The sequence below is a fragment of the Arthrobacter sp. 10T413_2 genome (assembly GCF_056394205.1).
In genome coordinates this window covers 1-25,188 of sequence record NZ_JBFTHK010000057.1, presented here as the reverse complement: position 1 = coordinate 25,188, position 25,188 = coordinate 1, and the positions used below count along the sequence as shown (strand labels likewise).

At 66.9% G+C, this 25,188-nt stretch carries 27 protein-coding genes; 14 read left to right on the top strand and 13 right to left on the bottom strand.

Annotation, left to right across the window (positions count from 1 at the left end; all coding sequences use genetic code 11):
* Both AC1DBQ_RS11320 and AC1DBQ_RS11315 read left to right on the top strand, forming a co-directional pair.
* The coding region (locus tag AC1DBQ_RS11320; protein WP_476928591.1) for an aldehyde dehydrogenase family protein at positions 1-1,003 on the top strand (1,003 nt) is incomplete at its 5' end.
* A 147-nt stretch (positions 1,004-1,150) separates the two neighbouring features.
* Positions 1,151-1,558: a VOC family protein gene (locus tag AC1DBQ_RS11315; RefSeq protein ID WP_476928590.1), complete on the top strand. Its 408-nt coding sequence runs from the start codon at positions 1,151-1,153 to the stop codon at positions 1,556-1,558.
* Between the two features lie 234 nt (positions 1,559-1,792).
* Here AC1DBQ_RS11315 and AC1DBQ_RS11310 read toward each other — a convergent pair whose 3' ends face one another.
* From AC1DBQ_RS11310 to AC1DBQ_RS11295, 4 genes are all read right to left on the bottom strand, one after another.
* Complete coding sequence (locus tag AC1DBQ_RS11310) at positions 1,793-1,969, bottom strand: hypothetical protein (RefSeq protein WP_476928589.1); 177 nt, start codon at positions 1,967-1,969, stop codon at positions 1,793-1,795.
* Between the two features lie 146 nt (positions 1,970-2,115).
* On the bottom strand, positions 2,116-2,511 hold the full coding sequence (locus AC1DBQ_RS11305; RefSeq protein ID WP_476928588.1) for an Asp23/Gls24 family envelope stress response protein: 396 nt from the start codon (positions 2,509-2,511) through the stop codon (positions 2,116-2,118).
* Positions 2,504-2,899 (bottom strand): Asp23/Gls24 family envelope stress response protein, encoded by a 396-nt coding sequence (locus AC1DBQ_RS11300; protein ID WP_476928587.1) that lies wholly within the window; start codon positions 2,897-2,899, stop codon positions 2,504-2,506. Before AC1DBQ_RS11300 ends, AC1DBQ_RS11305 begins: the two co-directional genes overlap by 8 nt.
* A 209-nt stretch (positions 2,900-3,108) precedes the next feature.
* Complete coding sequence (locus AC1DBQ_RS11295; RefSeq protein ID WP_476928586.1) at positions 3,109-3,705, bottom strand: RNA polymerase sigma factor; 597 nt, start codon at positions 3,703-3,705, stop codon at positions 3,109-3,111.
* 253 nt (positions 3,706-3,958) lie between these two features.
* Here AC1DBQ_RS11295 and AC1DBQ_RS11290 point away from each other — a divergent pair, with 253 nt between their 5' ends.
* From AC1DBQ_RS11290 to AC1DBQ_RS11270, 5 genes are read left to right on the top strand one after another with little or no spacing between them, the layout of a single operon-like run.
* On the top strand, positions 3,959-4,399 hold the full coding sequence (locus AC1DBQ_RS11290) for an Asp23/Gls24 family envelope stress response protein (protein ID WP_476928592.1): 441 nt from the start codon (positions 3,959-3,961) through the stop codon (positions 4,397-4,399).
* Positions 4,400-4,457: 58 nt separating this feature from the next.
* Positions 4,458-4,637 (top strand): hypothetical protein, encoded by a 180-nt coding sequence (locus AC1DBQ_RS11285; RefSeq protein ID WP_344361769.1) that lies wholly within the window; start codon positions 4,458-4,460, stop codon positions 4,635-4,637.
* The gene (locus AC1DBQ_RS11280; protein ID WP_476928585.1) at positions 4,634-5,086 is read left to right on the top strand and encodes an Asp23/Gls24 family envelope stress response protein; all 453 of its coding nucleotides are present in this window, start codon (positions 4,634-4,636) and stop codon (positions 5,084-5,086) included. The genes AC1DBQ_RS11285 and AC1DBQ_RS11280 overlap by 4 nt, the downstream gene beginning before the upstream one ends.
* Positions 5,083-5,670 (top strand): DUF6286 domain-containing protein, encoded by a 588-nt coding sequence (locus AC1DBQ_RS11275; protein WP_476928584.1) that lies wholly within the window; start codon positions 5,083-5,085, stop codon positions 5,668-5,670. The genes AC1DBQ_RS11280 and AC1DBQ_RS11275 overlap by 4 nt, the downstream gene beginning before the upstream one ends.
* A 48-nt stretch (positions 5,671-5,718) precedes the next feature.
* Positions 5,719-6,336 (top strand): Asp23/Gls24 family envelope stress response protein, encoded by a 618-nt coding sequence (locus AC1DBQ_RS11270; protein ID WP_476928583.1) that lies wholly within the window; start codon positions 5,719-5,721, stop codon positions 6,334-6,336.
* A 198-nt stretch (positions 6,337-6,534) separates the two neighbouring features.
* Here the strand turns inward: AC1DBQ_RS11270 and AC1DBQ_RS11265 are convergent, their stop codons facing one another.
* From AC1DBQ_RS11265 to AC1DBQ_RS11255, 3 genes are all read right to left on the bottom strand, one after another.
* The gene (locus AC1DBQ_RS11265; protein ID WP_344361779.1) at positions 6,535-7,140 is read right to left on the bottom strand and encodes a TetR/AcrR family transcriptional regulator; all 606 of its coding nucleotides are present in this window, start codon (positions 7,138-7,140) and stop codon (positions 6,535-6,537) included.
* Positions 7,141-7,239: 99 nt separating this feature from the next.
* On the bottom strand, positions 7,240-8,568 hold the full coding sequence (locus tag AC1DBQ_RS11260) for an AMP-binding protein (protein ID WP_476928582.1): 1,329 nt from the start codon (positions 8,566-8,568) through the stop codon (positions 7,240-7,242).
* Positions 8,569-8,584: 16 nt separating this feature from the next.
* On the bottom strand, positions 8,585-9,124 hold the full coding sequence (locus AC1DBQ_RS11255) for a hotdog fold thioesterase (protein ID WP_476928581.1): 540 nt from the start codon (positions 9,122-9,124) through the stop codon (positions 8,585-8,587).
* Positions 9,125-9,334: 210 nt separating this feature from the next.
* Between AC1DBQ_RS11255 and pta the strand changes: the two genes are divergently transcribed.
* The 3 genes from pta (at position 9,335) to AC1DBQ_RS11240 (ending at position 13,281) form a co-directional block, all read left to right on the top strand.
* Positions 9,335-11,449, top strand: a complete 2,115-nt coding sequence (pta, locus tag AC1DBQ_RS11250; protein ID WP_476928580.1) for a phosphate acetyltransferase — start codon at positions 9,335-9,337, stop codon at positions 11,447-11,449.
* An 8-nt stretch (positions 11,450-11,457) separates the two neighbouring features.
* Positions 11,458-12,627, top strand: a complete 1,170-nt coding sequence (locus AC1DBQ_RS11245) for an acetate kinase (RefSeq protein WP_476928579.1) — start codon at positions 11,458-11,460, stop codon at positions 12,625-12,627.
* A 90-nt stretch (positions 12,628-12,717) separates the two neighbouring features.
* Positions 12,718-13,281 (top strand): GNAT family N-acetyltransferase, encoded by a 564-nt coding sequence (locus AC1DBQ_RS11240; protein ID WP_476928578.1) that lies wholly within the window; start codon positions 12,718-12,720, stop codon positions 13,279-13,281.
* A 6-nt stretch (positions 13,282-13,287) separates the two neighbouring features.
* Here the strand turns inward: AC1DBQ_RS11240 and AC1DBQ_RS11235 are convergent, their stop codons facing one another.
* The 6 genes from AC1DBQ_RS11235 to AC1DBQ_RS11210 all read right to left on the bottom strand — a co-directional run bounded on the left by AC1DBQ_RS11235 (position 13,288) and on the right by AC1DBQ_RS11210 (position 22,338).
* Positions 13,288-13,914, bottom strand: coding sequence for a dihydrofolate reductase family protein (locus AC1DBQ_RS11235; RefSeq protein ID WP_476928577.1), 627 nt, complete (start codon positions 13,912-13,914; stop codon positions 13,288-13,290).
* A 289-nt stretch (positions 13,915-14,203) separates the two neighbouring features.
* Positions 14,204-16,750, bottom strand: coding sequence for a hypothetical protein (locus AC1DBQ_RS11230; RefSeq protein ID WP_476928576.1), 2,547 nt, complete (start codon positions 16,748-16,750; stop codon positions 14,204-14,206).
* A gap of 7 nt (positions 16,751-16,757) precedes the next feature.
* Entirely contained in the window at positions 16,758-17,504 is a 747-nt protein-coding gene (locus AC1DBQ_RS11225; protein ID WP_476928575.1) for a peptidoglycan-binding protein, read from the bottom strand.
* A 370-nt stretch (positions 17,505-17,874) separates the two neighbouring features.
* Positions 17,875-20,091: a S9 family peptidase gene (locus AC1DBQ_RS11220; protein WP_476928574.1), complete on the bottom strand. Its 2,217-nt coding sequence runs from the start codon at positions 20,089-20,091 to the stop codon at positions 17,875-17,877.
* A 27-nt stretch (positions 20,092-20,118) separates the two neighbouring features.
* Positions 20,119-21,204, bottom strand: coding sequence for an LCP family protein (locus AC1DBQ_RS11215; RefSeq protein WP_476928573.1), 1,086 nt, complete (start codon positions 21,202-21,204; stop codon positions 20,119-20,121).
* 75 nt (positions 21,205-21,279) lie between these two features.
* The gene (locus tag AC1DBQ_RS11210) at positions 21,280-22,338 is read right to left on the bottom strand and encodes an LCP family protein (protein ID WP_476928572.1); all 1,059 of its coding nucleotides are present in this window, start codon (positions 22,336-22,338) and stop codon (positions 21,280-21,282) included.
* 384 nt (positions 22,339-22,722) lie between these two features.
* Between AC1DBQ_RS11210 and AC1DBQ_RS11205 the strand changes: the two genes are divergently transcribed.
* The 4 genes from AC1DBQ_RS11205 to AC1DBQ_RS11190 all read left to right on the top strand — a co-directional run.
* Positions 22,723-22,941, top strand: a complete 219-nt coding sequence (locus AC1DBQ_RS11205) for a hypothetical protein (protein ID WP_476928571.1) — start codon at positions 22,723-22,725, stop codon at positions 22,939-22,941.
* 481 nt (positions 22,942-23,422) lie between these two features.
* The gene (gene paaA / locus AC1DBQ_RS11200) at positions 23,423-24,454 is read left to right on the top strand and encodes a 1,2-phenylacetyl-CoA epoxidase subunit PaaA (RefSeq protein WP_476928570.1); all 1,032 of its coding nucleotides are present in this window, start codon (positions 23,423-23,425) and stop codon (positions 24,452-24,454) included.
* Positions 24,451-24,756 carry a 1,2-phenylacetyl-CoA epoxidase subunit PaaB gene (gene paaB, locus AC1DBQ_RS11195; protein WP_476928569.1) on the top strand — a complete coding sequence of 102 codons (306 nt, stop codon included), beginning with the start codon at positions 24,451-24,453 and terminating at the stop codon, positions 24,754-24,756. Before paaA ends, paaB begins: the two co-directional genes overlap by 4 nt.
* A partial coding sequence (locus AC1DBQ_RS11190) for a Phenylacetic acid catabolic protein (protein WP_476928568.1) occupies positions 24,753-25,188 on the top strand: 436 nt, incomplete at its 3' end. The genes paaB and AC1DBQ_RS11190, both read left to right, overlap by 4 nt.

Below are 25,188 nucleotides of genomic sequence, written 5' to 3'. Positions count from 1 at the left end.
GTCTATGCTCKACGCCGGCGGCGAGCTTGCCTACGGCACGCTCGATTCGCCGAAGGTCACCAGCGCGGACGGGAGCGTCGGCGTCGTCGACGGCGGCGCCTTCATGTCCCCGGTCCTGCTGAGCTGGGCCGACCCGGAGGCCGAGGAAGTCCACTCGCTCGAGGCCTTCGGCCCGGTGTCCTCGGTGATCGGCTACACGGACCTGGCCGACGCCGTCCGGCTCGCCGCCCGCGGCGGCGGCTCGCTCGTCGCCTCGGTCTGCACCAACGATCCCTCCGTGGCGCAGCAGCTGGTCACCGGGATAGCGGCCCACCACGGCCGTGTTCTTATGCTCAACCGCGAGGATGCCCGCAGCTCCACCGGCCACGGTTCCCCCGTCCCGCACCTTGTCCACGGCGGACCGGGCCGCGCCGGCGGCGGCGAAGAGCTCGGCGGCATCCGCTCCGTGATGCACCACATGCAGCGCACCGCGATCCAGGGCTCGCCCAACATGCTCACCGCGGTCACCGGCGTCTGGCACACGGGCGCGGACCGCAACTTCACGCTTGAGACTGAGGGACAGCACCCGTTCCGGAAGTCCCTCGCCACGCTGCACATCGGCGACGCCATCCGCTMGGGGCTGCGCGAAGTGTCCCTGGAGGAGATCACGAAGTTCGCGAACTCCACGGGCGACACCTTCTATGCCCACACCAACCCGGAAGCCGCGGCGGCCAACCCGTTCTTCCCGGGCATCGTGGCCCACGGCTACCTGCTCCTGGCTTGGGGTGCCGGCCTGTTCGTGGAGCCCGCACCGGGCCCGGTCCTGGCCAACTACGGGCTGGAGAACCTGCGCTTCATCACGCCCGTGGCGGCCGGGGACTCCATCCGGGTCACCCTGACCGCCAAGAAGATCACCCCGCGCGAGACCGACGAATACGGCGAGGTGGCCTGGGACGCGGTCCTGACCAACCAGAACGACGAAATCGTGGCCACCTACGACGTCCTGACCCTCGTAGAAAAGTAACCTCTTCCCGTTGCCCTATCACTTGTGGCTGCCTAAACCCCGTTATGGCAGCCATAAGTGATAGGGCGACAGTGGTGGAGGGGGGGCAATTGGCGGGCTCTTTCCACCGGGCTGCGGCGTAAAATCTTGCTCGTAGGAGGTGGCGAAATGTCCCTAGTACTCAGTAAAGCCACAACAGTCCTGCCAGTCGATGATGCAGAGCGTGCCCGGCATTTTTACGCGGACACCTTGGGACTCCCGCACCGCGGCGTGGCTGAGGACGGAAGCGAAATGTTCGGCTCAGAAGGCGGCCCCATGCTGCAGCTGATGCCAGTCAAGGATGGGATGCATTCAGAGCAYACCACCCTGAGTTTCGAAGTCAGCGAGATCGAACGCACCGTCAGGGAGATGGAAGCCAAGGGCGTAGCGTTCCAGGACTACGATCTCCCGGATCTCAAGACCGAGAACCACATTTGCACAACGGACTCCGAGAAGTGCGCCTGGTTCATGGACTCGGAGCACAATATTCTCTGCGTGCACGAGAACATCACCACGGTAGCTGATTACCAGCTCTAACCAACAGCATTTCAACCAATAGACCCGAGGGGAACAGCGTCCGGGCCTGCCGGGGCGCTGTTCTTTGGTCCGGGGAAGCTGCCGCCGTCGTCGGGCGGGCGGGGGCACATTGACGAGGACACGCCGGTTTTGGTCGGCGATACCGGTGCCGCCGCCCTCAAAGTGCCCCCGGACCGCTCGGGCGGGATCTGTGCGGGGCCACAACCGGGGCAGGGGCGTGAGAAACGGCAACCGTTATGGGTCGCGGCGGTCTTCATTGGGGTCCTGGGTCGTTGCGTCCCCGTCCGTGGCCCGTCGTTTGTCATGTACCCGTTTTTCACCTCTGCGCCGGCCAAAAGACATCAGCGCGGACAGGACCGMCAGGACGACGACGATTCCGGCGATGATCAGGATGAGCTGAACCAGTTCCATTGTTGTGCCTCTTCCCTTTGTAATCCGTGCTGCCGGGTCTCTGGCGCCCTGCTGGCTTTGAATACAAGGTGGCAGCCGGGTAGGGTCGGCGGTGTTGGCCCCCCTGGCTGCGMGACCGGGTAGTGGAGCCGGTGATTGCCCCCGGGTTACAGCGTTGTTGCGCCGCGGTGGGGCTCTATGGCGAGGATGGTGACGTCGATCGTGCCGGGTGTGAGGCCGGTGTGGCTTATGTTTTCACGCACGCGTCGTCGAACTGTTTCGGCGACGTCGAGGGCGGTGTAGGCGATGTCGGTGGCGATGTCGAGGTGGACGCGTGCGGTGCCGCCGCTGATTGTCGCCGTGACGCCGTTTTGCCGGAAGGTGCCGTCCTGGCTGCCGGGATTGCGGAGGTTTTGCAAGGCGGCGGGACCGAGCCGCGCCAGGAAGCCTTGGATCGTGGGTTCAAGTCTGAGGACTCCGGGTGTTTCCAGTGTGGTGCGTGTGGCGATGGAGGCGATGAGCTGGMTGGTGATGATGGAGCCTTGGAGGGATTGCTCAGACATCGTAGAGGTCCTCAACAGTAATGTTGACGGTTCTGGCGCCGATACCGACGCCGGCCGGAAGCGCGTTGCTGATCTCGCGTCGCAACGCCTCCATTGTTCGAGGGATGACGATGCCCGGGKCGGCGGCAACCCGAAGATTGACGATGAGGCGAGGACCGGCAGTGGTGGCGGTACCGGCGGTTCCGGAGGGGTGGTCTTCACCGGCGAGGCTGGCGGTGGCGGAGCGTATTTCGATGTGGCAGCGTCGTGAGTGGACGCCGGGGATCGCTGCTGCCGCGACTCGGATGAGGGAGCTCAGGGCCTGTTCGCTGATCTCCGTGGTGCCGTTGTTTGCGCTGCGCAGAAGGATTCTGCTGCCGCGGCGGACTTCGGCGCGAGCCACATCCATGATGGCGTTTTCGATCCCGGGACGGGGTTTCAGTGCGGGATCGTGAAGGTCGCTTTCGCACAGTGAACGGGTTGCTTCGCCGAGTCTTTGCAGTCGGGTTCTGGCAGTTTGGCATTGTTCACAATGTTCTTCGTGTGCGGTGGGTGGCCGGTCGATGGTGGCCCAGATGCGGTCGATGCTTCGGCCGCAGCCGAGCCGGGGGGTGTCTTCTAGCGCCATTCGCTCATCCCTTCTGCTATCTGGTGCCGCGCCCGGGCGAGTGTGCCGCGAACTGCTGTCGGGCTGATCTTCAGTGTGACACCAATCTCGGCGTAACTGCGTCCGTGCATTTCCCGCAGCAGCCAGCAGGCCCGCTGTGCCGGGGGAAGCGTGTTTAGGACTGCGGTCAGGCCATCCTGTTCGGCGGACCATTCGGCCTCATGGGCCGGATCCGAACCGGCCGGCACCGCGCGGGCGCAGGCTTCGGGTTTGGTGTCCATGTCCTCAGGTTGGATGCAGTTCACGGCATGGGCGGACCGCTTACGCAGCAGGTCCAGGCATTTGTTCGTCGCCAGCCGGTAGATCCAGCCACCGAATGCATCGACGTCAGCGAGCATGGGAAGACCTCGCCAGCTCGTTGTCAGAGTCTCCTGCACGATGTCTTCGGCTTCGCCATGGTCGTTGAGCATCCGATACGCCAGCCGAAAAATTTTGTACTGATAGGTGAGCACCAGGTGTTCGAATGCTGCCAGGTCGCCGTCCTGGGCACGGGCGACGATGCTCCCTTCGTCCAGGTCCGGTTCGAAGCCGGGGCCATGATCACCCATGCGCTGTCCATCCCGTCCGGTGACTTACCGGTATCTGGCCAAATATGCCACAGCCKGGMAACGCCGGGAACCATGCCGAGGCTCCGTTGCCCAGCGAGGAAAATAATCTGCGCMATCACGTGACGATTCCTGTCGGGTTTCGTCTTTACCGGTGTAAGTACGATCACCAGTCCACGAGGAGATGTTTTCCATGACAGAGACACCMAAAACMCCCGGAACTGCCAGCGGCGTCATGGCCACACCCGACGATCAGATGCGCGGCGGCKCGCTGGAACAAGTGAAGGCGAGGGACGCACTGCACACCGATCGCGGCGACACCACGATCGAGGAAACCGTAGTGCAGAAGCTGGCCGGCATAGCGACCCGCGAGGTTCCCGGTGTGTACGCCATGGGCAGTGCTGGCCGGCGGGCGTTCAGTGCACTGACGGAACGCATTCCCGGTTCCCAGACCAATGTCAGCGGCGGCGTCAGCGTGGAAAAGGGCGAACGTCAKACAGCCATCGACGTCTCCATCGTCGTCGACTACGGGTTCTCCGTGGTGGAGGTCAGCCAGGCCATCCGCCGCAACATCATTCAGTCCGTTGAGCGCGCCACCGGGCTGGAAGTGCTCGAAGTGAACATCAATGTCACCGATGTCCACMTGCCYGACGAAGAACACGAAGACCAGCAGGTCCAGAAGACCCAACTGCAGTAACCACCCGTCACAGTATCCTCCGCCAAGGGGAACGGGACGATGAGGAAAAAGGATGGCTATGTCTACTACACGTTGGTGCGTGACGATAGGACTAGTACTGGGAATCGTTCTGGGCTTCGGCGGCTGGCTGGCGCTGCTGTCCGCGGTGATCCTCGGATTTATCGGACTGCTGGTCGGCCGGGTCGCGGAAGGAAAACTCGACTTGCAGGCCCTGTTCGGTAGAGCATCGAGCCGATGAACCCGCCAGGAGCCCACGCCCTGCCGTTGCCAGGGGACGGGGCCGGGGACGGGTCCTTGCCCGGGGCCGGGGACGCCGGCCCGGACTTCGTCGAGACGKGCACGCGGGGGCAGACCGTCCTGGCGGCCAGGGTGATCGAGAAAATCGCCGCCCAGGTCGCCAGCGACGAGTCCTCCGCCGGCGGCTCCTCCGGTGGATTTCTGGGCATCGGGAACCGTGCTGACCTCTCCGCCCGGCCCAAGGCATCCGTGGAACTGGCCGGGAACATCGCGACTCTAAGGRTCGAGGTCGGGATGCAGTACCMGGTGCCGTTACGCCAGGCCACCGAGGCTCTGCGCGGCCGGATCAGGACCAGGGTGACGGAGTTGACCGGAGTTGACGTCCGCGAGGTTGACATCAGGATCTCGTGGCTGACCACCGAAACCAACGGACGAAGGAGGTTGCTATGAGCCGGCACGGCCAACGGTCGTCGCGCCTGCGGCACCGGCCCAGCCGCGCCGTCCCGTCACTCATCGCCGGAACCCTGCTTCTGGCAGTCGGCGTCGCCTTGGTCTGGCTGACCATCACCCGGCTAGTCAACGGCACCTGRCCCACCCTCCTGCAGGGACCGCGCGACTGGCTCACCGCGCTGGCGTGGAACGACCCCGCCGTCCGGCAGATCGGGATAGCCGCCATCGTGGCGGGGGTGATCCTGTTGCTGTGCGCCATCATTCCCGGAGGGTTCAATGCCCTCACAATCGATGATTCCCGCAGCGGCGCGGGGGCTGAGGCGCCGCCGGTGCAGGAGCGGGAAACAGTGATGACCCGCCGCGCCGTCGCCCGCCTGGCGAAAGCCCGGTGCCTGCAGATCRACGGTGTCGGCTCGGCCTCAGCAACAGCCACCACCCGGCGCGTACACCTGAGCGTGAAGACTTCCCTGCACGAGCCGGGGGACCTGCGMACCAGGATCATCGAGGCTGTCCGGGCCCGTCTGGAAGAAACCGGGCTCTCCCCGGTTCCGCAGGTTACCGCCACGGTCCGGTCCAGGGACTAAGACTATTCGCGCACCCGCCCGCCGCGACTATTTGAAGGATGGTTTCCGATGAGACAGACCGCAGGGACCCTGAACCGGATCTGGCTGGCAGTTCTCGGCATCCTTGTCCTGGCCGTCGGCACTGCTCTGCTCCTGCAGTCCAACGGGACACTGCATGCTCTTTTGAATACCGCCCGCTTTTGGGAGTCCGTCGTCACCGGTGACCTACACGCGTTCTTTGCGCAGCMGTGGGTGGCGGCCACCCTACTGATCGTTGGCGTCATCATCGCGGTGCTCGGGCTGCTGTGGATCACCGCCCAGATCCCAAGGAAAAACACGGCAGGCGCCTACCGCCTCCATGACGACGGCAGCCAGGGATTCACCCTCTGCGACCCGTCCGTCCTCGCCGCCGCCGTCGAAAACCGGATCAACACCCTCCCCGGTGTCATCAATTCCGCGGTCCTGCTGAGAGGAACAGCCAGAGCCCCCGACCTGAGCCTGAGGGTGACGGTCAATGACAGGGCCGACGTCCAGGACCTCATCCACCGCATTMAAACATCCACCCTGCCGGAGCTCTCCTACGCACTGGAAGCGCCCCTGCGGCGCAGCCAGCTGCAGATCGACATCAGCGGGCGAACCCAAAGCACCGGAACCGTGGTGCATTCCACCGGCACTGTCGTCCAGTAGCCGCTGATCCTTTCATGCGACGAGGGCTCCTGTCGGATTCAGTAGGATCCCGCGGGTGGCCGATGATCTCCTCATCGCCCGGGCGCGGGGCGCGGTCAGTGGGATTCTCGCGGGGCCCCGAATCACCTACTTCCCGCGGGATGTGGAGGCCATGGGAACGCAGCGGGGTGAGCGCAACAGGGCGCAGGAAGCGGGGGCCTACTGCGGGACGTGGAGGCCGTGGAAGGCCATGGTGATGACGTCGTCGGCCAGCTTCTCCGGGGACAGGGAGCCGCCGGGCTTGTACCACTCGACGATCGAGTTGATGGTGCCGAACAGCAGGCGGGTGACGGTGCGGGGATCGATGTCCTGGCGCAGCGAGCCTTCGTCGCGGGCGGCGGAAATGAGGGCCGCCACCTTGTGGTCGAAGGTGCGACGGCGTTCCAGCGCATTCCGCTCGATCTCGGTGTTGCCGCGCAGGCGCAGCAGCAGCGTGACGAACGGCAGCCGTTCCACCAGGACCGAGATGGTCTGGCGGACCACGAATTCCAGCCGGGCCTCGGCCGAACCGGTCTGCGCCTCCGGCCGGTCCAGGATGGCCTCGAGGCCKCCKAGGGCGTGGTCCAGCGCGAGCTTGAGCAGATCGCCCTTGGACGGCACGTGGTGATAGATCGCGGACTTCGAGATGCCCAGGTTCTCGGCGAGGATGCCCATGGAGGTGGCGTCGTAGCCGTGGCGGTTGAAGACGTCGACGGCGATCAGCAGGACCGACTGCTGGTCATAGCCGGGGCGGCCGCGCTTGGTGGTGGTTGCTGTACTGGGCATACTCGCTAGTTTCTCATGAACGGTCGGTCAGCCCGGCCAGCCCGGCCCCGAATGACAGGCGGGCCGGGCTGACCTGATGGCTGGACCGGCGGKGCAGGGTCAGCCCTTGGGGCGCATGTCGTAGATCCGGCGCAGCTTGCCGTTGGACCGCTCCAGCGAGCCGGGATCGACGACGTCGACGGTGCAGGAGGAGCCGACGTGGATCTTGATCTGCTGCTGCAGAACCTTCGCGGCGGCCGCGCCGCTCTCGATCGTGACGGTGTCGCGGCGTTCAATCTTGACGGTCATCTGGTCCATCCGATGGCCCTCGGGCCGGGTGAGCTCGAGCTGGAAGTGCGGGCTGAGCTCCGGGATGCGCAGGGCGATTTCCTCGATCTGCGAGGGGAACAGATTCACGCCGCGCAGGATGATCATGTCATCGCTGCGGCCGGTGATGCGGCCCATGCGCCGGTGCGCCRGCCGCGCTGTGCCCGGCAGGAGGCGGGTGAGGTCCTTGGTGCGGTACCGGATGATCGGCAGGGCTTCCTTGGTGAGCGAGGTAAAGACCAGCTCGCCGGGTTCGCCGTCGCCCAGCACCACGGAGGGGTCGAAGGCGTCGATGATCTCGGGACGGAAGTGGTCCTCCCAGATGTGGCTGCCGTCCTGCGTTTCTACGGCTTCGCCGGCCACGCCCGGGCCCATGACCTCGGAGAGGCCGTAGATGTCGCAGGCCTTGAGGTTCATGGTCACCTCGAGCTCGTGCCGCATTTCCTCGGTCCACGGCTCGGCACCCAGCACAGCGTACTTCAGCGAGGTGGAGGCCGGGTCGATGCCCTGCTTGATCATGGCGTCGGCGATGGTCAGCAGGTAGGTGGGGGTGGCGAGGATGGCGTCGGGCTTGAAGTCCTGGATGAGCGTGATCTGGCGTTCGGTCTGGCCGCCGGAGATCGGGATGACGGTGCAGCCGAGGGCCTCGGCGCCGGCGTGAGCACCCATGCCGCCGGTGAACAGGCCGTAGCCGTAGGCGTTGTGCACCTTCATGCCCGGCCGGACACCGGAGGCGCGCAGCGAGCGGGCCACGAGCTTGGCCCAGTCGGCGAGGTCCTTCTTCGTGTAGCCCACCACGGTGGCACGGCCCGTGGTGCCGGAGCTGGCGTGGATTCGGGCGACCTCATGCTGCGGCACGGCGAACATGCCGAACGGGTACTCGAGGCGGAKGTCTTCCTTGGTGGTGAAGGGGAACTTGCCGAGGTCGGAGAGCTCGCGCAGGTCGGTCGGGTGGACGCCGGCGGCGTCGAACTTGCGCTTGTACAGGGGAACGCGGTCGTAGGCGTAGGCCACGGTGTGCTGCAGGCGGCTGAGTTGGAGCGCCTCGAGTTCGTCGCGGGAAATGGTTTCCTCGCGGTCCAGGACAGCATCGGTAGTGGCGGCGGCAGTTTCTTGGGTCATCTGTGGTTCCCTGTTTCTATTTCTTGGAGATGGTGCGGCTGCGGCCGCGGAACTCAGCGACGAGTTCGCCCGGGGCGACGTCGGTGGGGAGTTMGCCCGGAACCGTGGCGGCGGGAGCCGGRCCGGCGGGTGCCGACAGCGGTGCCGCAGTCGCGCCCGTGCCTGGATCGGCGGCGTAGATCTGGATGTCGTAGAGGCCACTGCGTCCTGTGCTGGCGCGGCGGTTCGCTACGGCGGTCAGGACCTGGCCGCGGAAGGCCGGCTTGAGGAAGTTGATGTCGACACCGGAAGCCACGGTGATGGTGCCCGTGTCGATCCCGGCTTCGCCCGGTTTCGGGTTGGCCGGGTTGCAGGCCAGCGCGAAAGCTGTGTCGCCGAAGGCGAAGATCATTCCGCCGTGGGCCATGCCGAATCCATTGAGCATTTCCTGCCGGAGCGTCATGCGGATCGTGGCATGTCCGTCGTCCAGTGCCACAACTTCGATGCCCATCCACTCCGATGCGTAGTCGTCTTTGAGGATGGGGTGGGTGTCACCGKAAATCGTCAGTTCAGCCATGCGTCGTTGCCTCCAGCTTTATTTACCGAATGTTCATTAGGTAATCCCATTTGGGTGCCCGCTGTCAAGAGCTGGCGGGCCATCCGCCCKAACGGCAGGCGTATTTCGGGACCTGCCCCGTGGGCTCCGGGCGCCRCGTGGAKAAACTGCGGMAACTGGTGAAAGTATGGAGGGACGGAGCACTACCACGACACGACCTAAGGGCGGATCATGGCCAAGGGGATATACGTCAGCGCGACCACACCGGGATCCGGGAAGTCGCTCATAGCGCTGGGGCTGGCGGACACGCTGCACCGCCATGCTGACCGCATCGGCTTTTTCAAGCCTGTGGTTCACGGCAACGACGCCGCGGCGGACCCTATGGTGGCCCTGATGAAGGCCCGCTTCGATCTTGACGACCAGCGCTGCCGCGGCGGCCTGACGTTTACCGAGGTCCGCGGGCTGCTGGCCGAGGGAAACCGGGCGGAGATCGACGCCCGCTGCGTGGAGATCTTCGCCGAAATGTCACGCCACTGCGATGTGGTGATTGTGGAGGGGACAGACCTCACCGGCCAGGACGCCGCCGTCGAATTMGACCTCAACGCACGCCTCGCGAACAACCTGGGCGCCTCCATCGTGGCTGTGGTGGGCGCGAAGGGGCGCTCTGTCGMGGAAGCGGCCGACGCCGTCGAGGTTGCCCGCAAGGAACTCCTCGCCGAACGCTGCAYGCTCCTGGCGATCATGGTGAACCGGGCCGACCCGGAGGACCTGGACGGCATTGCCGCGGCCGTCCGCCCGGGCGCCTCGGGCCGGCCCGTGTACGTCCTGCCGGAACTGGACTCGATCGCCAGGCCGACCACCGGCGAGGTCGCCTCCGCCCTGGGTCTGGGCCAGGTGGCCGGGCTGCCGGACCTGGAACGGGACGTGCATTCGGTCAAGGTGGCGGCCATGAACGTCGCCAACTTCCTGCACGTGCTCGACGACGGCGCACTGGTGATCGTTCCCGGCGACCGGGCCGACGTGCTGGTCGCCTGCCTTGCGTCGTCGTTCTCGCCCGAGTTCCCGGTCCCGTCCGCGCTGATCCTGACCGGGGGGCTGGCTCCCGATCCCACCATCTATTCGCTGCTGGCGCAGGCCCCGTTCCCGATCTTCGCCGCCCCGGACGACACCTACGTGACCGCCAAGCGGGTCTCCGAGGTGCGCAGCGAGATCTGGTCCGGGCACCGCCGCAAGGTGGCCTCCGCCCTGGGCCTGTGGGCCAGGCGGGTGRACGAGGCCGAGCTACTGGAGCGGCTGCACCTGCCCCGGCCGGAACGGATGACGCCGCTGCGGTTCCTGCACGATCTCATCGAGCGGGCCCGGCTGCAGCGCCGGCATATCGTCCTGCCGGAGGGGAACGACGTGCGGATCCTGCGTGCGGCCGAGATTCTGCACCGGCGAGATGTCTGCGACCTCACGATCCTGGGCAACGAATCGGCGGTCCGGGAGCTGGCGTCCACCCAGGGCATCGACCTCTCCGGCATGAGCATCGTGGACCCCGCGACGTCGGAGCTGCGCCAGCAGTTTGCGGAAAAGTACGCGGAGCTGCGGGCGCACAAGGGCGTGGACCTCGCGCGGGCGCTGGAAGTCATGCTGGACGGCAGCTATTTCGGCACCATGATGGTGCAGCTGGGCGTGGTGGACGGCATGGTGTCCGGCGCCGCCCACACCACCGCCCACACCATTCGTCCCGCCCTGGAGTTCGTCAAGACCCGCGACGGCGTGAAGATCGTATCCTCCGTGTTCCTGATGCTGATGCCGGACCGGGTGCTGGTCTACGGCGACTGCGCGGTCAATCCGGACCCGAACGCGGAGCAGCTGGCGGACATCGCGCTGGCCTCGGCCKAGACCGCCGCCCAGTTCGGCGTGGAGCCCCGCGTCGCCATGCTGTCCTACTCCACCGGCGGATCCGRCAGCGGCGAGGCGGTGGACAAAGTCCGGCAGGCCACCGAAGTGGTGAAGGCGCGCCGCCCGGATCTCGCCGTCGAGGGCCCCATCCAGTACGACGCCGCCGTGGATGCCGCGATCGCGCAGTCCAAGATGCCCGGCTCAACCGTCGCCGGGCAGGCCACCGTGTTCATCTTCCCGGACCTCAACACCGGCAACAACACCTACAAGGCGGTGCAGCAGTCCTCGGGTGCTGTCGCCGTMGGGCCTGTCCTGCAGGGGCTCCGCAAACCGGTGAACGACCTCTCCCGCGGCTGCACCGTCGAGGACATCGTGAACACGGTGGCCATCACCGCCGTCCAGGCACAGTCCACGGAKATCCAGCCAGCAACCAAAGTTCCCGTCGAAGCCAAGGCTTAGGAGGCCCCGTGCTCGTGCTCGTCATCAACTCCGGCTCATCCTCGCTCAAGTACCAGGTCCGTGACGTCGAGGCCGGCAGCGTGCTCACCGAAGGCCTGGTCGAGAAGATCGGGATGGGCACCGGCGGTGAGGGAGACGGCCAGATCGAGGGCCCGCGCGACCACGCCGAAGCCCTGGAACAAGTGGACGCGGCCATCCACGCAGCCCTGGGGGACCGGGCGCTGGACGCCGTGGGCCATCGCGTTGTGCACGGCGGCGAACGCTTCGCCGAGCCGGTGCTGGTCAACAACGAGATCACCCGGGCCATCGAACGGCTGAACCCKCTCGCGCCGCTGCACAACCCGGCGAACGTCCTGGGCATCCGCGCCATCTCGAAGAAGTGGCCGCAGCTGCCGCAGGTCGCCGTGTTCGACACCGCCTTCCACCGCACCCTGCCCGAGCACGCCTGGCGCTACGCCGTGCCGGACGAACTCTACACAAACCACGKGATCCGCCGCTACGGGTTCCACGGCACCTCGCACGAGTACGTTGCGCACCGGGCTGCAGCGCTGCTGGACGTTCCGGTCGAAGAGTTCGACGCCGTCATCGCCCACCTCGGCAACGGAGCCTCGGTCACGGCCATCCGCGGCGGCCAGTCCATCGACACGTCCATGGGCTTCACGCCGCTCGAGGGCCTGGTCATGGGCACCCGCTCCGGTGACCTCGATCCGTCCATCCTTGTCTTTCTGGGCCGGGCCGGCTGGTCCCCCGAGGACCTGGATTCGATGCTGAACCGGCAATCCGGRCTCAAGGGCCTTGCCGGAAACAACGATATGCGCTCGGTCGTGGAGGCCGCGGAGGCCGGCGACGCCAAGGCGGCCATGGCCCTTGCGGTCGCGTCCTACCGGCTCGCGAAGTACATCGGCGGGTACCACGTGGCCGTCGGCGGCGCGAAGGCCCTCGTGTTCACGGCCGGGATCGGCGAGAACTCGCACCAGTTCMGGACCCTTGTGGCGCAGCGGCTCGGTGCCCTGGGCGTGGAGCTCGACGCCGGGCTGAACCGGGAGCGGTCCAAAGAACCCCGAGTCATTTCCACCCCGACGTCGGCCCTGCCCGTCCTCGTCGTGCCGACCGACGAAGAGCGCGCGATCGCCGAGGCGACGGCCGCCGTCGTCGCCCGGGCGCCCGTTGCTCCGTAGCCGCCMCAACTAGCTCGCAGCAGGGGTCGTTTTGGGCCCMCAAAACGACCTCAACTGCGAGTCAGTTGGACGGGGGGTAGCGTTAGGGACATGACGGAACCCACGCCCCTCCCYCCGCTGCCACTCCGCACCGAACGGCTGGTGCTGCGGCGCTTCGAAGCCGCCGACCTCGACGCCTTCCACGCGTACCACTGCCTGCCCGAGACCGCCCGGTTCCTGCCCCGCGAGGCCAAGAGCTATACCCAGTCGATGGAGACCGTGGGCAAGTACGCCAACTTCGAGTTCGAGAAGGAGGGCGACTGGGTGGCCCTGGCCATCGAGGCCGCGGACTCGCCCGGGCTGCTCGGCGAGGTGGTCCTGAAGTGGCTGGAGGGGTCGGGCCAGGCCGAGATCGGCTGGAGCCTGGCGCCGGAGGCCCGGGGACGGGGGATCGCGTCCGAGGCCGCCCGGGCGCTGCTCAAGCTGGGCTTCGAGGAACTCGGCTTTCACCGGATCGACGCCAAGCTCGATGCCCTGAATACGGCCTCGGCGGCGCTCTGCGAACGGCTCGGCATGCGCCTGGAATCCACCCAGGTGGAMAAGTGGCACTACAAAGGACAGTGGGCCACGGAAGTGGTGTACGCCCTCCTTGAGGAGGAGTGGAAGGCCMGCTAGCCGGGTTCAACCATCGGACGAACCAGGCTCATAGGTCCCGTACGTCGGAAKCCCTGCCGACTCAAAGACAAGAATGGCGAGTCCGCCCGGCGTCGACTCATTGCGGACCAGACGCAGGCCCGCCGKGGTGCCTCCCGGCGGAAACAGMCGCCTGCCGTTACCCACCACCACCGGGGCGACCACCAGCCTCAGTTCGTCGATCAGCCCCGCGCCCAGAAGCGACTGGGCCAGCCGGGCACTCCCGTGGATCTGCAACTCCCTGCCGGGCTGCCTCTTCAACTCAGCCACCTGTGCGGGGACGTCCCCGGACAGGATCGTCGTCGGTGCCCAACCCGCCTGCGCCAGGCTGCGCGAGGCCACGTACTTCGGCAATCCGTTCATCTTTTCAGAGAACGGATCATCAGGGTCCGTGATTCTCGGCCAGTCCCTCGCAAAGGTGTCGTAGGTCCGACGGCCGAACAGTAACGCATCCGCCTCACCGAGCCAGTCCGCCGCCCGCTGGATGAAATCMTCGTCCAGGTAGKGGACCAACCAACCTCCTTGTGAGAAGCCGTCGCTGGTGTCCTCCTCGGGCGATCCGGGACCTTGCGCCACGCCGTCCAATGTGAGGAACTCTGTCAGCGTTAGTCTCATCGTGTTACCTCTCCGTGATGGGTGCCGGGCTCCAACGGCTCGGCATGGGCCTGGAATCACGGCAGGTGGAAAGTGGGACTACAAAGACGAACCGGCCACGGAAATGGTGTACACCATCCTCGCGGATGAATGAAAGACCCGCAGGAGGTATCCGGCGGTTGAGGGCGCCGGGACGCGCCGACCTGGCGAAACGCCGATCTGACAGAAGCGCCGATGTGACGCAGATGGCCGGAATGAAGTCTTCATTGCGGSCATCTGCGTCAGATGGGGTGCCGTTAGGGTCCCCAGCTTAGGGTGCGGGCGGCGCGGTGGATGCGGGCGCTGGTGAGACCGTGCCCGATGCGGGAGCCGGCGCAGTCGGTTGTTGCTCTGCCGGCACTGTGGCACCGGAGTCCGGAGCGGGACCGGTCGACKCCGCACCGCCGGTCGACGCCGCGCCGCCGGCTGGCGCCGTGGTCCCGCCGGCGCCCGGTGGCGGGGCCTGCGTGCTGCCCGGGGCGGCTCCCGTGGCGCCGGATGTCGCACCAGGCGTCGCCGAGGGACTGGCTMCCGGCGTGGCACCCTGCGTGGCCCCCGGCGTCCCGGCCGTGCCGGAGGATCCGGCCGGGGTGGCGCTGGGATCGGCCTTGATGACCGCCATGATCTGTTCCTTGTACGCGCTGAGCCGGTCCTGGATTTCCGAGAGTGGCCGGTTCCGCAGGTCCTGGCCGTAAGCGGCGATCTCCTGCCACAGCGCGTTGAGCCTGGCCGTGCCGTCGCTGCTCAGGGGCCCGTCCAGGGTGAGCACCAGTTGGCTCGCCAGGGCGTAGGTCAGGCACCGGACGCAGTTGTAGTTGGCGGACGCCGAGAGGTTTTCCGGGACGATCACATCGGTCTGGCCCACGATCAGGACCACCTGGAAGCCCACGGCCACGGCGGCGCAGTCCGCGCAGCTGGCGAAGGCGTAGGCCTCATTTGTGGTGTCCACGGTGTCGCCGTCATCGGCCCAGACCAGGGCGAAGGCGACGTCGTACACCACGGAACCGTCGGTGGTGTTGACCGCGAGGGACTGGTTGCCGTCGTCCTMGGGAGGGGCCGGCTTGTCGAACGGGAAAACCCAGGACGGAGCAGTCGGCGCCGCTGCGGCGCCCGCAGGACCTGTGGCGCCGGCCGTGCCGGGCTGCCGCGGCACCAGGACCATGCTGAGCTGGGGCTCGTCGCGCGTCGGCTTCCGGGCKCCCTCCGGCCACAGGGCAACGGTCCTTCCTGACTGGCCCTCCGCCATCCGGCCCGTGGCCGCAGCCGGGAAGAGTGCCACGGTGGCGTCGCTCAGCGTGCCGCGCTCGTAGGGCTGGACGGGGCGGTAGGTGTCCCCGCCGGGCCACCAGGCCCACGCGAGGCCGGMGGCAACGGCCGCGATGGCAACGATGGCGGTAGCCCGCTGCAGCGCCTTGCCTCGGGTCTTGTGCCACAGCCCGGCGACGAGCTGGCGGAGAAGGCGCAGCAGAATGTACAGGATGCCCAGCACCGGCAGTGTCAGGCAGGCGATCGCGATCACCCGGACCGCGGCGTCGGCGAAGTCGCCGGCGGAGATGCTGTGGGAGAGCATGGCCTGCTGCTTCAGTCCGTTGTCCCAGGCGGTCCCGAGGACGCGCGGCAGGGTCAGTACCATGGTGGCCATGCTGAAGACCAGCAGGGGAACCGTGACCAGTACCCAAATGGTGACTACCGCCCGCGCCCAAKGCTTCAGGAGCCGGGCTTCGGKGTCGGTGCGGCGCCACGGTATCAAGGCGAGCAGGGTGGGTTTGATCCGCTGGAACAGGTCCGGGACGCCGGTGGCGTCGGCCAGGATGTGATAGCCGTCAAAACGGACCATCGGCATCAGTTGCCGGACCATTTGCAGGATCTGGGTGACCACCACCAGCAGCAGCGCATCGAAGCCGGTCGCCCACCAGATGCCCATGATCGCGACGGCCACGATCGCGTTGAAGTACAGTCCGCCGAGGTCGGTGCGGAGGCGGCCGCCCCGCCCGAGCCGGTAGGAATCGGTGACATCCGTGTAGAAGGCCGGCCACATCAGGTACAGTCCCGTGCCCATGGCGCCGGGGGTTGCCCCGCCGCGGCGGGCAGCGGCGGCATGGCCGAATTCATGGAAACCGGCAGAGAACACCGTGACCACCAGAATCAGGAGCACCAGGCCGGGGTTGGCGAAGGCTTCATGCGTGGCCGACGCCAGCCCCTTGACCATCAGCACCCACCAGCATGTGGCCAGGAAGGCAGCAGTCACGGCCACCACAATCAGGGGGTGGAACAGCGTGGCGAACGGTGCCGTGAGCTTCCGGGTGCGTTCCGGATCGGTCACCGAGTACCGGAAGCGCATGCCCAGCAGCGGGTTCGATTTCTTCACCTCGGGCTCGGAACCGTCCGCCAGCCGGAGGAGTCCGAGGGGGAGGAGCTGGGAGGTAATCAGCGTCCGGACGTTATCGGCACTGACCAGCCGTCCGAAACTGTTGCTGGCGTGCTMGGCGATTTCTTCCGCGTCCCGGCGGCCGTCGATCGCCTCGAGCACGAGGTACAGCAGGCGGGTGAGCTGGATGGTCTGGCCGTCGGAACGGCGCACCAGGGACGGGGCTTCCTTGTAGCCGGACCCCTTCGCCTCGCCGATCAGCTGGATGCCGGCGGCCCGCACCGGAACCGGCTGCCGGCTGACCGCCACGGACGACGCCGGGCGGGCAGTTTCGGCGGCAGCTGCAGCGGGAGTTTCGGCGGCAGTGCCGCCGGCAGTTCCAGCACCGCCGCTGGCAGGCAGGACCGGAGGGCCGCCCTGTTCGGACGGCCCTCCGTGCACATTGCTCATCGAGGTGCTACTGCTTCAGAGTGGACTGCTGATCGGCCGAGGACGTGGCATCGCCGTGGATGTCCTGGTTGATGATGGCATCCTGCTGGGAGACGGCGTATGCGTTGCTGTCGATCGAGCCGATKTTGGCGCCGACGGCCGCGTCGATCGGAGCAGCCACGTTGGCGTTGGCGGCCACGGCTCCATTGATGGGCGCTGCGATGCCCGCATTGGCGTCCAGGTTCACGTCGACATTGAGCAGGTTGCCGTTCAGGGCCCCGGCGGCACCGGCGGCACCGGTGACATCCGTCGGCAGCGCGCCACCCAGGTCCGGGGCCGTGCCGCCCAAGTMCGTGCCGCCCAGGTCCGTGGTCGGATMTGTGACTGGATCCGTGGMCGTGGCCGGATCGGTGGAGGCGGGCGCAGTGGCCGGCTCGGTGGCGGTGCCCGTGCCCTGGTCGATGCCGCTGTCCTGCACCGAATGCGCCGTKGCATCGCCCGTGATGCCCTGGTTGATGAGGGTGCCCTGATCGGCCAGTGCCTGCGATTCGGACCCGACGGAGAGGACGTTGGCCGAGGCGCCGGCGTCGATCGGGGCGGCAACGTTGGCGTTGGCTGCGACGCCGAGGTCGATCGGCGCCGCGGCGCTGATGCCCAGGTTCAGGTCGGCGTTCAGGTCCAGGACGGACGCAACTTCCTTGTCCGGAAGGGCCGTGCCGCCCTGTGCCATCAGCTCATCATCAGTCAACGGGGTCATTCCCTGCTCAACGCTCACAATAAACTCCATCTCCGGCACCCTGTGCCCGGTCAAAGCCCAGCGACGCCCCGCCCCCAGCGGCCGGGTTCCACGTCGAAGTGCCCATCATGCCAGTAAATAGTAAGCATGATGACCAATTAGGCAACAGGCAGCCCGATCGATTGCTCCGCAACTGCCCCAATGGACCCCCAAAAGGGCGCMTACGGAGCAGCCGATGGGTCCTCGCACAGCCAAACCCGCCGATTCGACGGAAATGGCCGCTATGAGAGTTCTCATAGCGGCCAACCTTGGAGAATGGGCGAGCGCCCGGCGCGCCTTCGTCGGCTGCTCCGCAACTGCCCTAACGGACCCCCAAAAGGGCGCCTAAGGAGCAGCCGATGGGGGGGACTTACTTGAGCCCGGCCCCCGGCAGCAGTTCGGTGGCGCCGAGGGAATMGGCCACGAACGCGTAGTCCMACGCMCGCTCGCGCCACTGCACGTAGCGGCCCGAGGCGCCCCCGTGGCCGCCTTCCATCTCGATCTTCATGACAATCGGCTCGTTGCCGGTGTTCACTTCGCGCAGCCGCTGCACCCATTTGGCGGGCTCCACGTAAAGTACCCGTGTGTCATTAAACGAGGTGACCGCGGCGATCTTCGGGTAGGCCACGGGCCTGACGTTCTCGTACGGCGTGTACGACTTCATGTATGCGTACACCTCCGGGTCGGTGATCGGGTTGCCCCATTCCTCCCACTCCAGCGCCGAGAGCGGMAGTTCGGGGTCCAGGATGGTGGTCAGCGCGTCCACGAACGGAACGGCCGCCACGATGGCGGCGTACTTTTCCGGTGCCAGGTTGGCCACGGCGCCCATCAGCAGGCCGCCCGCGGAACCGCCCATCGCGGCGATCCGTGCCGGGTCCACCCAGCCGGATCCCGCGAGCCAGTCCGTCGCGGCGATGAAATCGGTGAACGTGTTCTTTTTGCGCAGCTTCTTGCCGTCGTCGTACCAGTGCCGGCCCAGCTCGCCGCCGCCGCGGATGTGCGCGATCACGAACACGATGCCCCGGTCCAGCAGGGACAGCCGGGGGATCCCGAAGCCCGGATCCATGCTCATCTCGTAGGAGCCGTAGCCGTACACCAGACCGGGCGCCGTCGAATCCTGCCGGACCGAGGCGTGCCGGAGCACCGAAAGCGGGACGCGGGTCCCGTCGGAAGCCACCGCCCATTCCCGGGTGGCGACGTAGTCGGACGGCGAGTAGCCGCCMAGTACCGGGCTCTCCTTGCGCAGCAGGAGTTCACCGGCCGGAAGCTCCCGGGTGGGCAGGACGAAGTCGTAGACCCGGGACGGGGTGAAGTACGAGGCATAGCCCATCCGGATCACCGGGGCCTCGTAGTCGGAGCCCGCGACGCCGGCCGTGTACAGCTCCTCGTCGAAGGCCGGTTCCACGGCGGCGCCCTGCTCCGGGGTGCCCAGTCCGGCCAGGGGCAGGACTTGGACCCGTTCAATCGTGTCCTTGCGGATCGAGACCACCAGGTGGGTCGACGTCACCCCGGCGCCATTGACCCGTACCTGCTCGGAATGCGCGACGACGGTGCTCCAGTGCTGCTCGGCGAGCGGCTTCGCGAGCTCGGCCGGGTCCACAAGCGACACCATGGAGTTGATGGCGTCCTTGTTGTGGGTGAGCAGGATCCGTTCCTGGCCGCGGCCGGAGGTATCGGCCAGCAGGAACGGCTCGGCCTCGTACAGGATGCGCTCGTCGCGGGAGATCACGGTGCGGAGTCCGGCGTCGAGGTCATCAAAGCGCAGCAGGCGGGTTTCGCTGAACTCGGAGCAACCGATGCTCAGCACAAGGTGGCGCCGGTCGGCGGAGAGCTCGAAGCCGAGCCACATGGCGACGTCGTCCTCCTGATAGATGACCTCGTCCTCGCTGACCGGGGTGCCGAGCACGTGGGACTTGACCTGGTACGKCCGCCAGGAATCGTCCACCACGGTGTAGAAGATCCGGCTGCCGTCGGGGGRGAAAGAGATGCCGTAAAAGACGTTCTCGATCACGTCCGGCAGCAGCTCGCCGGTGCGGAGGTCCTTGATGCGCAGCGTGAAACGCTCGTCGCCGGCGTTGTCCACGGCATAGGCGTAGAGGGTGCCGTCGATGGTCGTTGCGGCCCCGCCCACAGCGAAGAACGGCTCGCCCTCCGCCTCGATATTGCCGTCGAGGAGGACCTCCTCGCCGGGAATCACGACGCCTGCCTCGACCGCCGGCGGAGACCAGTCCGCGACGCGGTCCCCGGTATCCTGGCCGCGCACGCGGCAGTGGATGCCGTACTCCTTGCCTTCGACCGAGCGGGTGTAGTACCACCAGCCGTCCTTGCGGTTGGGGACGGAGAGGTCTGTCTCCTGGGTGCGGCCCTTGATTTCCTGGAAGATGGCCTCGCGGAGCGGCTCCTGGTGCGCGGTCACCGCCTCCTGGTAGGCGTTCTCCGCCTTGAGCAAGTCCACGACCTCTGCGGATTCCTTGTCCCGGAGCCACTCGTAGTTGTCCTCGAAGGAGTCGCCGTGGTGGGTGCGCACCGAGGGGACTTTCCGGGCGACAGGAGGCTGCGGGGACGGCTGGACGGGTGTCTGGGTCATGGACCCAATGTACCGAAGAGCGGCGCTTCAGTTGCCGTTCTGCAGATTGTTGGCCGCCACGTAGCGGGCGAGCGTTCCCGAGCCCAGCGCGGCGGAGAGGGCGGCKGTCGCGGCACGGTCCTGCAGGACAATCGACTGGCCGTCCCGGCTGGTCCCGGTGCCGGCGGTCRGCAGCGTGAAGAATACGCCACGCCCCGGTGCCGTGTTGCGGAGGCTGAAGGCGAGCTCCTCCAGCGACGCCGGGGTGAAGCTCGCATCCAGGGTCACGTGCGGCAGTACCGTCGTGACGAGTTTCCGGACGGTATCGGGGTCCGCCAGGCTGCCGTCGGATGCCATCTTCGCCATCACGGCCTTCAGGAACGTCTGCTGGTTCCGGACCCGCTGGTAGTCGCYGTCAGTGAAGGCATGGCGCTCGCGGACAAAGGCCAGGGCCTGGAGTCCGTTGAGCCGGTTCACGCCCGCCGGAAAATGCACCTTGTCATCCACGGTGCCGGTGAACGGCTGCTTGATGTCGACGTCGACACCGCCGAGCGCGTCTGTCAGAGCCGCGAACCCCTGGAAATCGAGCATKACCGTGTGGTCGATGTGCGCACCAAGCAGCGCCTCCACCGTCCGGGTCATCAGGGGCAGCCCGCCCAGTTCGAGTGCGGCGTTCACCTTCGCCTCGCCGTTGCCGGGGATGTCCACCCAGAGATCGCGCATGATCGAGAAGCCGTAGATGCTCTGCCGGTCCGCCGGAAGGTGGATGAAAACGAGGGCATCCCCGCGCTGGTCGKAGGTGCTGCCGGCGGCCGCCGCCGCCCGCGCATTGACCCGGCTGTCGCTTCCGATCAGCAGGATGTTAAGGGCGACGGCGGGTGGTTCCGGCGTGGGCGTGGGACTGGGAGGCGTCGAAGGCACGGCAGCCGGACTCGCGGCCGGCGCTGTGGCTCCCGCCGGCCCAGGCCGGGAACGCGTGAGGATGAACACCGCGGCCGAGGCAGCGACGGCGAGCACGAGCAGCACCCCCAGAAGCAGGACTATCCGACGTCGGCCGGTTCCGGCCTTGGGCGGCGGCGAAGGTGGCGGGGACGCCGCGGAAGCCGCGGCTGCCGGCTCCTGAGCGCTCCCCATGAGCGGACGCTACCATTGCCGACCGCCGCGGACCATGGGTCCAAGGGCCCGCCACCCCAGATCAGGTGGCGGGAATCAGTTGCCGTTCTCGAACTTGTTCGCCGCCACGTAATCGCCCAAGGTGTCCGAGGCCATCGCGCCGGAGATGGCCTGGAGCGCGTTCGGGTCTGTCACKACGATGGACTGGCCGTCCGCGGATGTTCCGATGCCGCCAGTGGGGAGCGTGAACATGACGGCATTCTGCGCCCGAATGTCCTTGAGCTCAAGGRCCAGGCCCGCCACGGYTCCTGAATCCAGGGACTTGTCCACGGTGACGAACGGCGAGACGGCGCCCACCATGTTGTTGATCGTGATCGGGTTGCTCAGCGTCTGGCCGGCAATCGACTTCTTGATGATGGCCCGCAGGAATTCCTGCTGGTTGCGGACGCGCTGGTAGTCGCCGTCCGCGTAGGCGTGGCGTTCGCGCACGAACGCCAAAGCTTCGGTTCCGTTGAAGGTGTGCTGGCCCGGGGCGAAAGACTGGCCCGGAAGCGCCGTGGAGCTGAACGGCACCTTGATGTTCACGGTCACCCCGCCCAGCGCGTCGGTGAGGCCCTTGAAGCCCTCAAAGTCGATCATCGCAACATGATCGATGCGCTGCTGAAAAATCGACTCGACGGTCTGCACCATCAGGGGCGTGCCGCCCAGGGCCAGCGCGGAGTTGATCTTCGCCTCGCCGTGCCCGGGGATGTTGACCCAGAGGTCRCGCATGATGGACATCGTGTAGATGTTCTTGCGGTCCGCCGGGATGTGCATGAGCATCAGCGTGTCCGCGCGCTGGTCCGTGGGCGTGCCGCCGCCGGCATCTGACTCGGTGGCGCCGCGGCTGTCGCTGCCCATCACGAGGATGTTCATCGCCGTGCCCGTCTTCTTCGGGCGCGTGGACTCGTCCGGGAAGGCCTGGTCAATCTTGCTGGTGCCGGAGTCGAAGGTGCGGGCGAGGTTGAAGAGGTAGCCGCCGGCCACGACCGCGACGAGCGCCACCACCACGGCGACGGCGATCAGCACCGTGCGGCCCCGGCGTTTCTTCACGGGGCGCCGCTCGCGGGACCCGGGCCCGGGCATGTGGTCTGCGGTTTCGAAGGGGTCTGTCATGTATTCCTCTACGTCGGCCGGGCTTTGTACCCGGTAGCCATCTGGACCATTGCCGGGTGCCGGACGGGCGCCGTGGCGGCCCCACTACAGTACACCGGGCCCGGTGATCAACACTTTCGGCCCAACAAAGCCACAGATAACGCGCGGTTTCCCGGATATGAAGCGGACTGTTGCCTACGTCACACTCCCTGCCTAGGCTGGGGGCGGTCGCAGCGTCGCGGCCAAAGCGGTCGCAGCGTCGCGGCCAGGCAGTAAATGCACGAACAGGGGAATCGTTTGAACCACAAACTCCGGGTTCTTGTCAGGCTTGACCTCGATTGCGGTCAGGCAGAAGTAGCAGCGCAGGGACATGTGACGGCGAGGAGTCTCCAAGCCCTGTACGTAGTGGTTAAGCGGGCAAACCACCTGAAAGAAGGACTCCACCTGGTGCTGGATATCAGCCACGCCCGGGTGGAGCCGGCGGCCCTCGAGCAGCTCCGGGAGTGCTCGGCCTCCCATCACCTCCCGCCCGCCATTGATCCGCTCCAGTCMGAATGCCAGCTCAGCATCCTGGCTCCGGCGGAAAATGCCCCGGTGCCCCGGCCCCGGAGGCTCGCGGCCTAAGCCCGCGCCGGCTTCCCCGCCGCGCCGGCGGGGATTGGCGACGTCGTTCTCTGTGGCGTCCCCCATGAATGCCGGACGCCTGAATGCCGGACGCCGCGAGGCAGCACGATCGCCGGATCCTCTGCGGGCAGTGGCCCGGACAGGCGGTACGCGCGATAGGCGCGGTGCGCGCCCTTCGCGCCGTGCGGCGGTTACCGCCGTCATGCGTCACCCGTGGAACCCCTGGATCCGCGCACCTTGGCTGTGCACTGGCCTTCTGTGCACTGGCCCTCTGTGCACTGGCCCTCTGCGCACGACCCCTCGGTCCGCGACTTTCTGCCTGCGCGCGACCCCGCGGGCGGCGCCCCCTCCGGACGTACGCTGATTTTCCGCGCCCGAGGGGAGCCCGAGCCGGGTCTGCGGTGCTTGACGCATCTCCGGCCTTCCGCATATCCTGAACGAACGGTCGGTAATTATTTATCGGAAATTCATAGGAGCAACCATGGCATCGCAGACCCTGCAGTCAGTGCCCGCCGAGCCATCGCCGGCACGGCATGAACAGAGCCTCGAGGACGCGGCCCGGCGCGACGCCRAGGGCCAGGCATACTTCGACAAGGTCATGGCGGATGACTCGCGGATTGAACCCCGCGACTGGATGCCCCCGGCATACCGCAAGACGCTGCTGCGCCAGATCTCGCAGCACGCGCACTCGGAGATCATCGGCATGCAGCCGGAAGCCAACTGGATCTCCCGCGCCCCCAGCCTCAAGCGCAAGGCCATCCTGATGGCCAAGGTCCAGGATGAGGCCGGTCACGGCCTGTACCTATACTCCGCAGCCGAAACCCTCGGCCAGCCKCGCGATCAGATGATGCAGGACCTGATGGACGGCAAGGCCAAGTACTCCTCCATCTTTAATTACCCCGCCCGCACGTGGGCAGACATGGGCGCCATTGGCTGGATGGTCGACGGCGCCGCTATCGCCAACCAGGTGCCGCTGTGCCGCGCCTCCTTCGGTCCCTACGGCCGCGCCATGGTCCGCGTCTGCAAGGAAGAGTCATTCCACCAGCGCCAGGGCTTTGAGATCCTGCTGGAACTCTCCCATGGCACGCCGGAGCAGAAGCAGATGGCCCAGGACGCGGTGAACCGCTGGTACGCACCGGCTTTGATGATGTTCGGGCCGCCGGATGACGACTCGCCCAACTCCAAGCAGTCCATGGCCTGGAACATCAAGCGCTTCAGCAATGACGAGCTTCGCAACCGCTTCGTCGGCATKATGATGGAGCAKGTCAAGGTCCTGGAGCTCACCCTTCCGGACAAGGACATCCGCTTCAACGAAGAAACCAAGAAATGGGAGCACGGGCCCCTGGACTGGGACGAATTCCATGAAGTCCTCGCMGGCCGCGGCCCCTGCAACGCCCAGCGCCTGGAACGGCGCCGCGAAGCACACCAGAACGGCGCCTGGGTCCGCGARGMCGCRGCGGCCTACGCCGCCAAACAGAGCCGCAAGCAAGCAGAGAAGGAATCCGCAGCATGACAACGCCCGAACCGCACGCAGGAAACGTCTGGCCCATTTGGGAAGTGTTTGTCCGCTCCAGCCGCGGCCTCTCCCACGTCCACGCCGGCTCCCTGCACGCGCCAGACGCCGCCATGGCCCTGCGCAACGCCCGTGACCTCTACACCCGCCGCAACGAGGGCGTGTCCATCTGGGTTGTCCCGGCTGACGCCATCGCGTCCAGCGATCCTGACGCGAAGGGCGCGTTCTTCGAATCGCCCCAGGGCAAGRACTACCGGCACGCGACGTACTACACCAAGAGCGAGGGCGTGAAGCACCTGTGAGCACCTCACCTGAAACTGCGGCGGCTGCGGCACCCGCAGAACCAGTAACKGCCGGCCACGGGGACATCTCCGTCGGCGTAAAGGGAGCCAGCGGCAGCGGCGAGGCCACAGCCAGCGCCACCCGCATCACCCCGGGCAACGCCCTCCGCCCGGAGGACATCGCCCTGGCCGTCAGCCGCGGCACCGCAAAGCCGAGCGAGGACGTCGCGGAGTTCGCCCTGCGCCTGGGCGATGACGCCCTAGTCCTCGCACAGCGCCTGGGCCACTGGATCTCCCGTGCGCCGGAGCTCGAGGAGGACATTGCCCTCGGCAACATCGCCCTGGACCAGCTGGGCCACGCCCGCTCCTTCCTGAGCTACGCCGGCGGACTCGACGGCCGGAGMGAGGACGACCTTGCCTACTTCCGCCGCGAGCCCGAGTTCCGATCCGTCC

What these genes read in the sequence shown, in the direction of transcription:
- AC1DBQ_RS11295 (WP_476928586.1), bottom strand. Translation starts at nt 3,705, where the DNA reads ATGGGTGATCATGGCCCCGGCTTCGAACCGGACCTGGACGAAGGGAGC.
- AC1DBQ_RS11285 (WP_344361769.1), top strand. Translation starts at nt 4,458, where the DNA reads ATGTCTACTACACGTTGGTGCGTGACGATAGGACTAGTACTGGGAATC.